Origin of the sequence: Candidatus Nanosynbacter sp. TM7-087 (assembly GCF_022828365.1) — a bacterium.
Classification (GTDB): Bacteria; Patescibacteriota; Saccharimonadia; order Saccharimonadales; family Saccharimonadaceae; genus Nanosynbacter.
Genome location: NZ_JAJQJU010000002.1, coordinates 79,222 through 93,481 on the forward strand (window position 1 = coordinate 79,222; position 14,260 = coordinate 93,481).

Here is a 14,260-nt window from a genome sequence, read left to right on the forward strand (position 1 = left end):
TGTTATTATAGCATAATCTGGTCAAATTCCCAGAATTAAACGTCACGGCGAGTTTTTGTGGGCAAATTATTTTTCTGCGGATTAGCCGTGGCAGCCTTACGAATATCTCCATAAACATCATATTCGTCAATGATTTTCTGACCTAATAGCGCTTCAATTACGTCTTCTAAGCTCAGTAGGCCAACTGTTTCTCGAAACTCATTTACAACAATAAACAAGTGATGCTGCGTTTTCAAAAATGCAGCCAAGGCGTGCTGTAGAGTTTGATTTTCGCGAATATAATAGACATCTTTACTCATGACTGTTTCCGCACGGTGAGATTTTGCTTTGCGATCAATCGTTAACAAATCTTGAATCCTCAACATTCCAACAACATGGTCAATGTCGCCATCAATGACAGGAAATCTGCTATAACCTTTTTTATGAAGATCATCAAGCACTAGCGGCCCGAGAAGTTCGTTCATAGGTACCGATTCAATCATGCTTCGCGGCGTCATAATTTCCTCGACCTTCATATCGTTGAACTTCAGTCCGTTAGTAATAAGCTTTTTCTCAGAAGATGAAATCGCCCCGCTAGATTGAGCAACCATTTCCAGCAATTCTTCTTTCGATTCAACCACCCGACTATCACCAACCACTGGCGACACCGAACGGATTAGCGACAAAATTACTTGATGTCGCTCAATTGTCGTTAAAATTAGCGGTTCGTATTTCTCGTAAAGTTGCTGTGAATATTTCTGCCACAAGCCAATTCGCGCGACGGCTCCGATTTCTAGAGCTATTATAATTGACAAAAAGAGTCCAGCCGCCCAATTGAACAAATAAACACTAATAGCACTTAAAATTACCAAACATAAAGAAGCCACGGCGCGCTGCAGTGAAATAATATCTCGTAAAAATTCTCTTTGCCGCAAAAGAATTTTAGCCTTTTCATCGCCCAAACTACTTCTCCGCCGCAGCTCAAATTGACTATGCGAAGACGTTTTCGGCTGAACTCCCAGCACTATCAGCAAAACCGCCAAAGTAACCAAATATCCAAAAATTAGCACAATCGTCATAGTTTTATTGTACCGCATTCCGTGCTATACTTACTAGAGTAAATGGAGGTAAAATGAATAAGAAAAGCTGGATAATTTTCGCGATTATTGTAGTGGCGATTGTTGGTGGAATGGTTTATATTTCGACGCAAAATCGACTAAACATTAGCGATATCAATAACGATCAACTGAACACAACTATCAGCGCAGAATCAAGAAATGGCAATATTGCAGATCACGAAATTGGCAGTAAAGACGCCAAAGTAACAATTATCGAATACGCCGACTATCAATGCCCTGGCTGTGGCACCGCTGCACCAAAAGCCGAAGCGCTAGCTAAAAAATATAAAGATCACGTTCGATTAATTTTCCGTAATTTCCCAATTGCTAGCTCACACCCTAACGCGCGCGCTGCCGCTGCCGTAGCTGAAGCTGCTGGCCTGCAAGGTAAATTCTGGGAAATGAATGAGCTTCTATATGCAAATCAGGATGCTTGGAAAAACGCCAACGCTACAGAACGCGACAACATTTTCAAATCTTATGCTGAACAATTGAAGCTTAATATCGATCAATATAAAACCGATATCGCCAGTAACAAGGTTAAAAATAAAATTGACTTCGATATGGCTCTCGGTCGCAAACACGGCGTTGCCGCGACACCAACTTTCTACATAAATGGAAAAAATACTGAGATGGACAGCTCTGGCTCAATCGAATCATCAGTTAAGGAAGCCTTGAAAAAAGCTGGCGTTGAAGTAAAAGATTAACGCATTTTCACACAAACCAAAATCCCGCTCCGGTGCCTTGGAGCGGGATTTGTTTATAGTCGTCCCTATTCTATCATTGGATCGACTGCACTCTTTTTATTGTGCTATGTATGTTTGCCATTCGGCAGGCACCACATCCACCGCGATCTTTTTGCGCCTTGATGGCACAAATTTGATTGCTATTGGCATGTGTTTTGCACTCCTTATTATTATGTGCAGCCCCACGCGCTTCGACCTTTATCACTTAATATCAGCAATTTAATGCTTCGGCGCGAGACATGCTAACAATGTTACCAAACGTTTATTGGTACGTCAATCAAAAACATTTTGAAAATGCTTATTATATCTATATTAGAACAAGCGGAGTCGCTTAGCAATAACCATAACAAGTAAAATCAACAACACTGTAAAGCTAGTGATAACTGGGTATGCCCAAGGTTCACCCTGAAACGGTAACGCGATATTCATTCCATACATCCCGTAAAAAACGTTTGGAATAGCCAGAAGAATTGTTATGGCGGTCAATGCCTTCATGCGTTGGTTCAGCGTATTATTAGCAACCGTCGAATAAGCGTTTTGGATACTGGAAATTGTGTGCGTACTGGAACTGATTGCCACTAAAACTTGCCTGATGTGTAGATCGACGTCCTCCAAGGCTTCCAGATCTCTAGTCTTAAATAAATGACGGCGATTTTCCATCAGTTGTGTAATAACGCGAGACATGCCTTCCAAACTGCTTCGATATTCATTGAGTGTATCTTCAATTGCGACAAATTTAATAAAATCCGAGTTCTCAACTTCATGACGGCTTAATCGCCGACGAGCATCACTAATTTGCTCCGTTAACAAATGCACGCGCTGTTCATATTGAGAAATAATATACGCCAAATTCGCAGCAAAAACTCCCGCTGGACGCTCGGTTGTGCTAAATAAATAATCACTAACCTCCAGAGGTGAAAATTTAACATGAGGTGATATTGTAATATAATGACCGCCGCTAATTGCAATCAAAAACGGTGCCGTTTTGCCAGAATCAGTTTGACCAAACGGTATGCGCGTAAAAATATATTCAACGCCATCAGAAAACTCCGCTCGAGGTAATTCGTGGATGTCCAGTACGTCACGGACAATATTAGCAGACAGCGACAAAGCCTTTGAAACTCGAGTAGCATCAAGGCTCCCGGTCAAATTAATCCAACCGTTTTTATGCATTCGTTGAGCTTGCGTCAACTTCTCAGTCAACGATCTGCGTTCAAAATAGCCCACCATCATAAGAAAATTATAATATACACAAGCAATATTAGCAATCTGTCGAATTGCGATTAAGCTTTATCGGCGGCGCAGAAAATAATAGCCCACAACGAATGCCAGCACTACACTAACTGCGGTAATTCCCCAAAACATCAATGGATTATCGGCACCCGGCACCGGCACATTCATACCATACAAACCAGCGATCATCGTTGGAATAGTCAAAGCTACGGTAATTACGGTTAGCAGGCGAATCGTCTCATTAAGACGCGTATCCATCACCGCCCTATAGCTATCGCGCACATTAGTAATCGTCCTCAACAAACTTTTACAACGCGCGATCACCTGCTCCAAATCAATCGAAATATCCTCAACGTCTTCCTTATCATCAGCTTTCAATCGCAATTTCTGAGTCGCCAAAAGTCTCTCAATTGCCCAGTTCATCGGAATTAGCGCGTCAAGATAATCATTCAATTTTCGCTCATACTCCGCCAAGGTGGCAATGTCATTAACTCTCAGTGTATGAATACTGTCCGTAGCCGCTCGCATTTGGCGATTAATTGTTGCCACGCGCCGCTGATATTGCATTGAAATCGCCTCAACCATCGCCACCAAAAGCTCAACTTGCCGATCCGTCCTAATTCGCACTTTATCAATAAATGGCTGCCACAATCGTCCCAAACTATCTCTAGACAACGTTACGATATGATCTTTATTGATGCAGAATAAAATCGGCGTGGTAAAATCGTTAAAATCGTCATCAGTGTCTGGCAATCGCGCAATCAAATAAGTCCACTCATCGTCAAACTCAATACGCGGCACCTCGTGCGGATCGAGCGCGTCACTTATCAAATCCTCATCCAAGCCCAGCGTCAACAATTGCGACACTTCTTCGTCGCTCGGTCTTTCGCAGCGCACCCACGAACCAGACTGCAAATTTTCTTGCGGGCTAATTATTGAATCACTATTTGTCGAACGAAGATATTGCAACATAATTTCATATTATAAAATAAAACATACATAAACACAAGAAGCTCCTGCGCCATTCACAGGAACTTCTTGATTTTTATTACGATTTGACTATCGTGCCTGCCGAGCCGCTAATGGCTTCAGCGGTTTTATCCAACGAAGTAATAATCGCTGTACGCCCCGACTTTCCATCCAGGAACGACAAGGCAGCCTGAGTTTTTGGCAACATCGAACCTGGCGCAAATTGCCCATCGTCAATATGCTTTTGAAGTTCTTCTATTGAAACTTCCCCGAGAGATTGCTCATCTGGTTTGCCAAAATTAATTTTAGCAGCATCAACCGAAGTCAAAATCAGCAAGGTGTCAGCGTCCAAAAGATCTGCCAATTTTGCCGCGCCGAAGTCCTTGTCAATAACCGCAGCGACGCCTTTTAATTGACCAGTTTCGTCTTGTAAAACAGGAATGCCGCCGCCGCCAGTTGAAACGACCGTCACGCCAGCATGAACCAACGCCTTAATCACATCAGCCTCGACAATTGTCTGAGGTTTCGGCGAAGGAACGACACGCCGCCAGCCACGGCCAGCATCTTCTTTTACCGTGTAGCCGCGTTCGCTAGCGACGGTTTTTGCCTCATCTTCCGAATAGAACGGACCAATTGGCTTGGTTGGGTTTTGGAATGCTGGGTCGCTTAAGCTAACAATTGTTTGGGTTATAACGCTAACAGCGCGATTGTTCATTTGATTAACCATAAAGGCGTCATGAAAAGCCTGTTGTAGCCAAAAGCCAATTAACCCCTGGCTCATAGCGCCAGAATCTTCCAGCGGCAAACTTGGCACATCTGGCGTGTTAATCGCCTCTTCGTGCAACACAATGTTGCCAACCTGAGGACCATTACCATGAACGATTGCTACGTTATGACCAGCCTGGATTAACGGCAAAAGTTGCCGAACCGTTTCATCAGCTACTCGTTGCTGTTGCTCAGACGCGGCTTCGCCCTGCCGTTGCAGGGCGTTACCACCGAGCGCTACTACAATAGTACGCTTCTTATCCATAGGCTACAGTGCTCCGAAAATTGCAATAACTGTAATGCTGATAATAGCAAATATCGCCATAATTGGAGCTGAGCGTTTTAGCCAGTCGCGATATGAAACGCCAGCCAAAGCCAATCCACCCATCAACGACGCGATAGTTGGAGCCATCATGTTGATCAAGCCAGACGCTGTCGCAAATGCGGCAACCATAACTTCTTTGCTTGAGCCAACCAGGTCAGCAATTGGCGCAATAACCGGCATAGTTGCTGCCGCCAAACCTGATGATGACGGAACGATAAATGACATTGGCAAGTAGAATAGATATGCCAACACACCGACAACACCGCCACCAGCATCTTTCAGAAGAGATTCACCCCAGCTGATGATCGTGTCCTGGATTTCGCCATTAGACATCACCACAGAAACACCTGTCGCCACCGCGATAATCAGAGCAACCGGCAAGATGTCTTTCACGCCGTCAATAAATGTATCAACTGGGAAAACACCCTCTTTCTTAAACTCTTTGTAGTAAATTGCGGTTATGACAATTGTTGAAATTAGGAATAGTGCGGTGATTTCATTGAAATACCAATCGCCAAAGGCTGCACTGTGGACTACACCAAGTACCGCGCCAATAACCGGCAAACCTGCAGCCCATTCAAACATATCAGCGAAGAATGTGATATTCCAACTTCCCCATGGAATCAGGGAAAGGATCATTAATACAAACGTAATAGCAAACACAGACATAACAACTTTTCGCGGACCAGTGAATTTTGGTACGTTTGTCATGTCGAGAGCAGCCGTAGCTGGCTTGTAGCGAACATCTTCTTTGTACTTGCCAGCTTTAACTTTTGCGGCGTAACGCATAGTAAAGACAATCGCGGCAATCAAACAGAGTACTAAGATGATAGACATTATTGGAATAACGCTACCCAATTTCACGTCTGCGGTTTTTGCTGCAACACCAGTAGAGAATGGGTTGATTGTCGAGCCGAGCACACCAGTACCAGCACCCAGCACAATCACCATCACGCCGGTCATGGCGTTATAGCCAGCAGCAATCATCATCGGTATGACGAGCGCATAGAACGCCACAGTTTCTTCTTGCATACCGTAAGTAGTACCACCGATAGCGAATAAAATCATCAGAATCGGGATGAGCCACTTTTCCTTGCCCTTCATCTTTCGGAGCAGCGCGCCAAGAGAAGCGTCAAGCGCACCAGTTTTCATAGTGACGCCTAAGAATCCACCAAGCACCATCACGAAGACGATGACATCAAGCTTGTCTGACATACCTTTAATAGGTGCGGTGAAGACGTCCCACAAACCTTGCTGGTCGTGTTTTTTGACCTCTTCCTTTTTGCCGTCTTTCTCTTCCGTGACGGTTCGCTCTTTGTCGACTACGTGATACGAATTAGCTATACGATCGCCGTCCTCGTTTGTCTTATATAAACCCGAAGGAACTATCCACGTTAATGCCGCCATGATAATAATCACGACAAACAAAATAGTAAACGCCGACGGTGATCGAAGCTTCTGCTTTGCTTTTTTAATTTTTTCTACCATTGCCTCGGAGCCTCCTTAACCTCCTTATTACGACAACAACTACAACGTCAAAGCCATCACAGCCTTGATTGTATGCATACGATTTTCCGCTTGATCAAAAACTATCGAATGTGGCGAGCGGAACACCTCATCCGTCACTTCCATTGAATCTAAACCGAAATCTTCCTGAATCTTCTTCCCAGTAATCGTCAATGCGTCATGAAATGCTGGCAAACAGTGCATAAACTTGACCTCAGGATTTCCTGTCAGGTTAATCATCTGGCGATTAACCTGGAAATGTCGCAATTGGTTAATGCGTTCAGCAAACTTGTCTTCTTCGCCCATTGAAACCCAAACGTCCGTGTAAATTACATCAGCACCGCGCAAAGCTTCTTCGAAGTTGTCAGTGATAGTAATGCGTGCGTGACTTGACCTGGCAAAGTGATTTGCTTTATCAACCAAAGCCTGATCTGGATGCAATTCACGAGGCGCCAAAATGCGGAAATCAAGTCCCATAATAGCCGAGCCAATCATCAACGAGTTCGCCATATTGTTGCGGCCATCGCCAACAAATACCAGCTTAGTTCCCTTCAATTTTCCGACATGCTCTTCAATTGTCATGAAGTCAGCCAAAATCTGTGTTGGATGAAACTTATCGGTCAATCCATTCCATACTGGAACGCCAGCGTGACGCGCCAATTCCTCAACAGTTGCGTGATCAAAGCCACGGAACTCAATTCCGTCAAACATTCGACCCAAAACCTTGGCAGTGTCTTCAACCGTCTCTTTCTTACCCAATTGAATATCATCTTTACCGAGGTATTCTGGCGCAACTCCGAGGTCATTAGCAGCCACTGTAAATGCGCAGCGCGTTCGTGTTGAAGCCTTTTCGAATAGCAATGCCACATTTTTACCCTCATGAATTCGGTGCGGAATGCCGGCATATTTCAATCGGCGATATTCACGAGCCGTGTCTAATAGCAAGCGAATCTCTTCAGCAGTGTAGTCGCTTAAAGTCAGTAGCGATCGTCCTTTCAAACTCTGAGCCATTAGAATACATCCTCTCGTACTAGCGGCATACTCATACAGCGTGGACCGCCACGACCGCGTCCAAGCTCAGCACCACTAATTTCAATAACTTCGATACCGTTTTCGCGCAATTTCTGGTTAGTTACGTAGTTGCGATCATAAGTCACCACAACACCCGGCGCAATCGCCAAAGTGTTTGATCCATCATTCCACTGCTCACGAGCAGCAGCAATCGGATCACCACCGCCACACTCAATCAACGTAACACTTGGCAAACCAAGCGCAACCCTCAGAACGTGCTCCAAATCTGTTTCGTGTGTAATTCGTGGGAATGGCTGACCTTCAACCTTCTCCAAAATAAAACAATTCATCCTGCCGCCGTGGTCGCGAATTTCTGGGTGAATCGTAAACTTATCACGATCAATCATCGTAAACACCGTATCAAGGTGCATAAAGGCGTGAGATTTTGGAATTTCCATAGCGATGACTTTCTCGAATTTCGAGCCAGCAAACAGTTTGGTTGCCATCTTTTCAATTGCCTCAGCGGTTGTTCGCTCTGAAACACCAATTGCCATAACCTTATCGCTTAATATTAATTCGTCGCCGCCTTCCATTGAGAATTTCTCTGTGCGGTTGTACCAAACTGGCGCACGATTAGCAAAGCGTGGATGGTGGTCGATGATGTAGCGCATAAATAGCGATTCACGACGACGAGCCGTCCAGTGCATCTTGTTGATTGTCAAACCGTTACCAATTGCGGCAGCTGGGTCGCGTGTAAAGTATAGGTTTGGCATTGGATCGAGATAGAACGGATAATGATTTTTCTCGATCATATTATGAAGTTGCTGATGCTGATCTGGAGGCAAAGTAATTTCATCCTTGCGAACACCAGCCATAATCTTGCGAATCATAGCGTGAGTTGGCAAGTCCAACAAGAATTGGCGCAATGTTTGAGTAACACGGCGTGAATCCTGCTTAGAAGCAGCCAACATTTCATCGACAAATTGTTCACGCAATTGATCTGTGCTAATTGCCTCGGCGACCAATTGATCCAGATACAAAACTTCGATTCCACGACTTCTCAATACTTCCGCAAAAGCATCGTGTTCAGCCTGCGCCACCTTCAGATATGGAATATCGTCAAATAAAAGATCGGTCAGATAGTCTGGCGTCAAATTTTCCAGCTCTTCACCTGGCCGATGCAATAGAACGGTCTTAAGTTTCCCTATTTCAGACGTGATGTGAATTGGTTCGTCCATCACAACCCTCCCCTGTTTATATTAGTGATGTTTTAATTGTAACACGTTTATGTTTTTGGGCAAGAGGAGATAATTGCCAGACTAGCTTCAGTCCTGACTGTGAATTGTCGGTTAATTTTTAGCCATTCATCAGTAGCTTTTGCGGCGCCCGGCAGAGCTTCATTTGCGTAATCATCAACAATAATTATTGCGTCTTCGTTAAATTTACTTTCACAAACCCGAAAAGAATCGACAATTGATTCGTAAAAATCGCCATCAAAAAACGCAAACATAATATTTTCCGGCACGTCATCAGCAGTAAAATCAGAAAACCAGCCTTTATGAATAATCGGCGACTTCAATCCTGCTTTCTTAAAATTCTGGACAAACGTCTTACGCGGCGCTAATAACTCGCCAGCCTTAAATTGATCACCCGCGGCGCTATTGTCCTTCTGGGTTTTTTCCGGCAATCCCGCAAACGAATCGTAAACATGAAACTCGCCCGTAAAATCATAAGCGTCCAACAGTCGCCGAATAAACAAACTAGTCGTGCCAACATAACAACCAAACTCCACAATATTTCCAGTGGCGCCACGGCGTAAAGTTTTTTCCAATTCTCTTAAAAGCGCACCAAGCTCTTTTATATCGACTTGGTCAGAAATGATCGGATATTTAGCGAGGAGTTGATCTGTGATATTCATGACTTAATTATAAATAGTTCGCCAAATATCGACAAATTTATCAACGACGCAGCCCTATATATTTACGGTTTTATGAAGTAAACTATCAATTAGCACCTATGAATAATCACGATATTATCAAAACATTTTTACCGAAACAATTAGACATAAAACGGTTAAATTCGCTTCAATCCACATTGCGAAAATCAAACATAATTGTATATGGCGAAATTCACGGCATAAAAGAAAATTCCGACGTCATCTATACTCTGGTTAAGAAACTTGGCGTAAAACGATTAGCTATTGAAGCCAGCCCCGTCGTATCCAACTTCATCAATTCAGTAAAGACCGGCTCTTGCGATTTTTCCTTAGTTGATGAAGACCTTTTTGATTCGAGCATTTTATCTCTTGAAATGATAAAGACAATAGCAATTCTTCTGCAGCAAAATCAACTTAAAGAGCTCGTTTTTATTGATACATTTTTTGACAATTTAGATGAGGATGTCATCATACCACCAAGCCCGCAAGAACGAGAAGAGCAGCTAGCTAAAAATATCCTCGGAATTGACGACTCTCTACCAACATTATGTATTATAGGGCAATGGCACACGCAACCTAACGTTATTGAAAATGACAAAACGCAACATAAATCAGCGTTATATCGCTTGAGAAAAACAAAACCAAATGTACCGTTTATTCACAATGTTTACAGACAAGGACAATTATTCAACGACGGAAAAATAATTGAACTTCCGAAAAACCCATCAATTCCGCCTTATTATGAAATTGTCCAGAAAACTGATATTGATTTTGAACTACACATACCAAAGGCTACAAAAATATCACTGTATAAAAAGTAACAGACAGCTACTCAGCAAACTGGCTATTGTAAAGCTCAGCGTAAAATCCATTTTGCTTCAGCAGAGTTTCGTGATTGCCTTGCTCGATAATATTTCCGTCCTTAACCACCAAAATCAAATCAGCGTCGCGAATAGTACTCAGACGGTGCGCAATAACAAAACTAGTTTTTCCCTGCATCAACTTATCCATGGCTTTTTGTATAAGGACTTCGGTGCGCGTATCAACCGAGCTTGTCGCTTCATCCAAAATCAACATCGGCGCCTTCTCTAACATCGCCCTGGCAATTGTCAGCAGCTGCTTTTCTCCCTGGGAAATGTTAGCAGCCTCCTCACCAAGAACCATATCATATCCACCCGGCAACGACCTCACAAAATGATCAACATGCGCTTCTTTGGCGGTTTTTATCATCTCTTCCTCGGTAGCTTTTGGATTGCCATACATCAAATTCTGACGAATCGTGCCATTAAATAGCCACGTATCTTGCAGCACCATGCCAAACATTTGACGCACATCGCTACGTTTCATTTTACGAATATCCACGCCGTCAATTTTAATCGAACCACTATTAATCTCATAAAATCGCATTAGCAAGTTAACCAGCGTCGTTTTACCAGCACCAGTCGGACCGACAATCGCCACGCGCTGACCTGGCTTAATGTGCGCCGACAAACCTTTGATGATAGTTTGGTCTGGCTTATAACCAAAGACGACGTTGTCGAATTCAACTTCACCTTTTATGTCGGACAATTTTACCAAGTTATTCGATTCAACCGCTTCTTCTGGCTCGTCCAAAAACTCAAACACTCGCTCGGCGGCAGCAGCTGTCGATTGCAAAATATTAGCGATATTAGCGACCTGAACCAGCGGCTGATTGAATTGATCGACGTATTGAATAAACGCCTGAATGTCGCCGATTTTTAGCCGACCATTAATCGCCAGCCAACCGCCCAAAATTGTCATAGCTACGTAGCCAATATTGCTGATAAAATTTATAATCGGGTGAATCAAGCCAGAAAAGAACTGAGCCTTCCAAGCACTCTCTTGAAGCCGATTATTGATCTTAGAAAACTTAGTAATCGATTTTTTCTGACCATTAAAGACGCGCATCACTTGATGTCCGCCATACATTTCTTCAATGTGTCCATTAAGTTCGCCAAGCTGCGTTTGCTGGCGTAAGAATTGTTTTTGCGAGCTCTTTGCGATCAGCGTAATCACGCCACCCGCCAGCGGAAGCACCAGTAGCGCAACTAGCGACATCTGCCAGCTAATCGAAAACATCATCACCAAAATTCCCAGCACCGTAACTGTTGAAGTTATAATTTGCGACAAACTCTGATTTAGCGTTTGGCTAATCGTATCGACATCATTAGTTATGCGACTAAGAACTTCGCCGTAAGTTTGCTTATCGAAATAACTCAGCGGCAAGCGATTTATTTTTTCGGACAATTGTTGTCGCATCCTGAAAGTTACGGTTTGCGTTACCTGAGTCATTATCCAAGTTTGAATATAACGAAAAATTACACTCAACACATACATTCCGACTAGCAAAATAATTATTCGCCAAATAGCGTCAAAATGAAATTCTGGACGCCGACTAAGATCTAGCTTTTTAATCGACTCAAGCTGACTGGACGGAATCTGTTTTTCAATCTCCGACTTATTCGGCAATCGGTTCAAAATGTCCGCGCCAGTAGTTCCCGCTGGCAAAGAAACACCTTTTGGCAATTTGCTAGTGATCGCCTCGTAGGCTTTCATATTGGCATAATCATCAACAATTTGATTCGTCGCGCCGCCTAAAATCTTCGGGCTGGCAATCGCAAAAATCGTACTCCCAATTGCAAAAACTAACACCATCAACATTTGCCATCGAAAATCCGACAAATATTTAATCAGCTTCTTGACCGTTCCCTTGAAATCTTTAGCCTTTTCGCCAGTGCCCATTCCGCCCATCGGGCCGCCCATTCGTACTTGCTGACGTTTTTTCGTGGTTTGCCTAGACATTACAACACTCCTTTCGCAGCAATAGACATTTTCTGTAAATCATCTTCCGAGAGTTGCGAAGCGGCAATTTCTTGATAAACTTCGCAATCCTTCATCAATTCCTGATGAGTTCCTTGACCGACAATTTTTCCCTCATTAAGCACAATAATTTTATCCGCATTCATAATTGTATTTATTCGCTGACCGACAATTAACACAGTTTTATTCTTAGTTTCCTTCGCAAGCACAGCCCGTAACTTCGCGTCCGTCTTAAAATCAAGCGCCGAAAACGAATCGTCAAAAATGTAAACATTCGGCTCAACTGCAATAGCCCTCGCAATCGACAAACGCTGACGCTGACCGCCAGAAACATTGCTACCGCCCTGGGCGATTTCACTTTTATAGCCATTTTTTAACTCGCTAATAAATTCTTCCGCTTGGGCAATTTTGGCCGCCTTCTCGACCAACTTATCACTAGCCTCAGCGTTGCCGTATTTGATATTGCTAGCAACCGTTCCACTAAACAGCACACCCTTTTGCGGCACGTAACCAATTTGACCAGACAAATCTTCCAATTTCAGATTTTTAATATCAACGCCATCAAGCAAAATCTGCCCCGCCGAAACATCATAAAAACGAGGAATCAAATTAATCAACGTCGACTTTCCCGAACCAGTACTGCCAATAAACGCCGTTGTCTGACCAGGTTCGGCTACAAAATTAATATCCGAAAGCACCGGCAAATCCGCGTCAGGATAAGTAAATGTAACGTCCTTAAATTCAATTTTTCCCTTGGCGTCTTTTGGTAATTTTTTCGGCGACTTCGGGTCAGTAATTGACGGCAAAGTATCCAATACTTCTCCGACTCGACGCACTGATACGGCGGCTCGCGGCACCATAATAAACACCATTGACAGCAACAAGAACGAGATTATCACCTGCATCGCGTATTCCAAAAATGCCATCATATTACCAATTTGCAAATTGCCGCTACTTATCAAATGCGCGCCAAACCACACAATTGCCACACTCGAAAAGTTCATCACTAAAGTCATAATCGGATCAAGCAACATCATCAAACGGTTCACAAATAAATTCATTTTGTTCAATTCCACGTTGGCTTTTTGGAATTTTTTCTGCTCAATCTTCTCGTTATGGAACGCACGAATAACTTTCAGTCCAACCAAATTTTCCCGCGCCACCAAATTAAGCTTATCCACCAGCGCCTGCAATTTCTTAAACCTAGGTACAGCAATCGTAAATAGTGTAGCGATCACCACAAGCAAAACAAACACCGCCAAAGCGATAATCCAGCTTAAATCGGGCGCATTATTCATGGCTTTTTGCAGACCACCAATTGCCATAATCGGTGCCATTAGCGCCAAGCGCAACAACATTAATGATGTCATCTGAATTTGCTGGATGTCATTCGTCGAGCGTGTAATTAATGACGCTGTAGAAAATTTATTAAAATCCGCCAAAGAAAAACTTTCCACTCGCTCAAATAATTTTTCTCGTAGTTGGCGCGCCATCCCTGTAGCAATTCGCGCCGCCAAAAAACCCACGACAATTGAACAAAACCCACCAGCCGCCGTCACCAAAATCATCATCAAGCCATTATTCCAAATCGCCGACATATCTTGTTTAATAATGCCGTTATTGACAATTTCCGACATTTTATCCGGCAGCCACAAATTCGCCATCACAACGCCATACGTGAATCCAATCAAGATAATAAACAGCAACCAATAGCCTCTAAAAATTCGTAAAATATGTTTCATTTATAGCCCTTTACGCTCTAAGTCCACCTTATATTATATCATTTTAGGACTAGTTGATTCCGTTTTAATAATTACAATTGGACAAAAAT

Annotated in this window: 12 protein-coding genes; 2 read left to right on the forward strand and 10 right to left on the reverse strand. The window is 43.3% G+C overall.

All coding sequences use genetic code 11. The features are described 5' to 3' along the window. Positions 1-35: 35 nt before the first annotated feature. Complete coding sequence (locus LRM41_RS03345) at positions 36-1,058, reverse strand: CBS domain-containing protein (RefSeq protein ID WP_243819449.1); 1,023 nt, start codon at positions 1,056-1,058, stop codon at positions 36-38. A gap of 53 nt (positions 1,059-1,111) precedes the next feature. On the opposite strand from LRM41_RS03345, the gene LRM41_RS03350 reads away from it, so the two are divergent. After that, entirely contained in the window at positions 1,112-1,804 is a 693-nt protein-coding gene (locus tag LRM41_RS03350; protein ID WP_243819450.1) for a DsbA family protein, read from the forward strand. A gap of 351 nt (positions 1,805-2,155) precedes the next feature. Here LRM41_RS03350 and LRM41_RS03355 read toward each other — a convergent pair whose 3' ends face one another. From LRM41_RS03355 to LRM41_RS03385, 7 genes are all read right to left on the reverse strand, one after another. Further along, the gene (locus LRM41_RS03355; protein ID WP_243819451.1) at positions 2,156-3,076 is read right to left on the reverse strand and encodes a CorA family divalent cation transporter; all 921 of its coding nucleotides are present in this window, start codon (positions 3,074-3,076) and stop codon (positions 2,156-2,158) included. 57 nt (positions 3,077-3,133) lie between these two features. Next, positions 3,134-4,048 carry a magnesium transporter CorA family protein gene (locus tag LRM41_RS03360; protein WP_243819452.1) on the reverse strand — a complete coding sequence of 305 codons (915 nt, stop codon included), beginning with the start codon at positions 4,046-4,048 and terminating at the stop codon, positions 3,134-3,136. A gap of 76 nt (positions 4,049-4,124) precedes the next feature. Beyond that, positions 4,125-5,075, reverse strand: a complete 951-nt coding sequence (arcC, locus tag LRM41_RS03365) for a carbamate kinase (RefSeq protein ID WP_243819453.1) — start codon at positions 5,073-5,075, stop codon at positions 4,125-4,127. A 3-nt stretch (positions 5,076-5,078) separates the two neighbouring features. Next, positions 5,079-6,623 carry a YfcC family protein gene (locus LRM41_RS03370; protein WP_243819454.1) on the reverse strand — a complete coding sequence of 515 codons (1,545 nt, stop codon included), beginning with the start codon at positions 6,621-6,623 and terminating at the stop codon, positions 5,079-5,081. Positions 6,624-6,662: 39 nt separating this feature from the next. Beyond that, positions 6,663-7,652 carry an ornithine carbamoyltransferase gene (gene argF / locus LRM41_RS03375; protein WP_243809784.1) on the reverse strand — a complete coding sequence of 330 codons (990 nt, stop codon included), beginning with the start codon at positions 7,650-7,652 and terminating at the stop codon, positions 6,663-6,665. Continuing rightward, positions 7,652-8,890, reverse strand: a complete 1,239-nt coding sequence (gene arcA, locus LRM41_RS03380) for an arginine deiminase (protein ID WP_243819455.1) — start codon at positions 8,888-8,890, stop codon at positions 7,652-7,654. The genes argF and arcA overlap by 1 nt, the downstream gene beginning before the upstream one ends. A gap of 47 nt (positions 8,891-8,937) precedes the next feature. After that, positions 8,938-9,570 carry a TylF/MycF/NovP-related O-methyltransferase gene (locus LRM41_RS03385; protein WP_243819456.1) on the reverse strand — a complete coding sequence of 211 codons (633 nt, stop codon included), beginning with the start codon at positions 9,568-9,570 and terminating at the stop codon, positions 8,938-8,940. A 98-nt stretch (positions 9,571-9,668) separates the two neighbouring features. Between LRM41_RS03385 and LRM41_RS03390 the strand changes: the two genes are divergently transcribed. Further along, complete coding sequence (locus LRM41_RS03390; RefSeq protein WP_243819457.1) at positions 9,669-10,409, forward strand: hypothetical protein; 741 nt, start codon at positions 9,669-9,671, stop codon at positions 10,407-10,409. 7 nt (positions 10,410-10,416) lie between these two features. Here the strand turns inward: LRM41_RS03390 and LRM41_RS03395 are convergent, their stop codons facing one another. Next, on the reverse strand, positions 10,417-12,411 hold the full coding sequence (locus LRM41_RS03395) for an ABC transporter ATP-binding protein (protein ID WP_243819458.1): 1,995 nt from the start codon (positions 12,409-12,411) through the stop codon (positions 10,417-10,419). Then, positions 12,411-14,171 (reverse strand): ABC transporter ATP-binding protein, encoded by a 1,761-nt coding sequence (locus tag LRM41_RS03400; RefSeq protein ID WP_243819459.1) that lies wholly within the window; start codon positions 14,169-14,171, stop codon positions 12,411-12,413. Before LRM41_RS03400 ends, LRM41_RS03395 begins: the two co-directional genes overlap by 1 nt. Between the last annotated feature and the right edge of the window lie 89 nt (positions 14,172-14,260).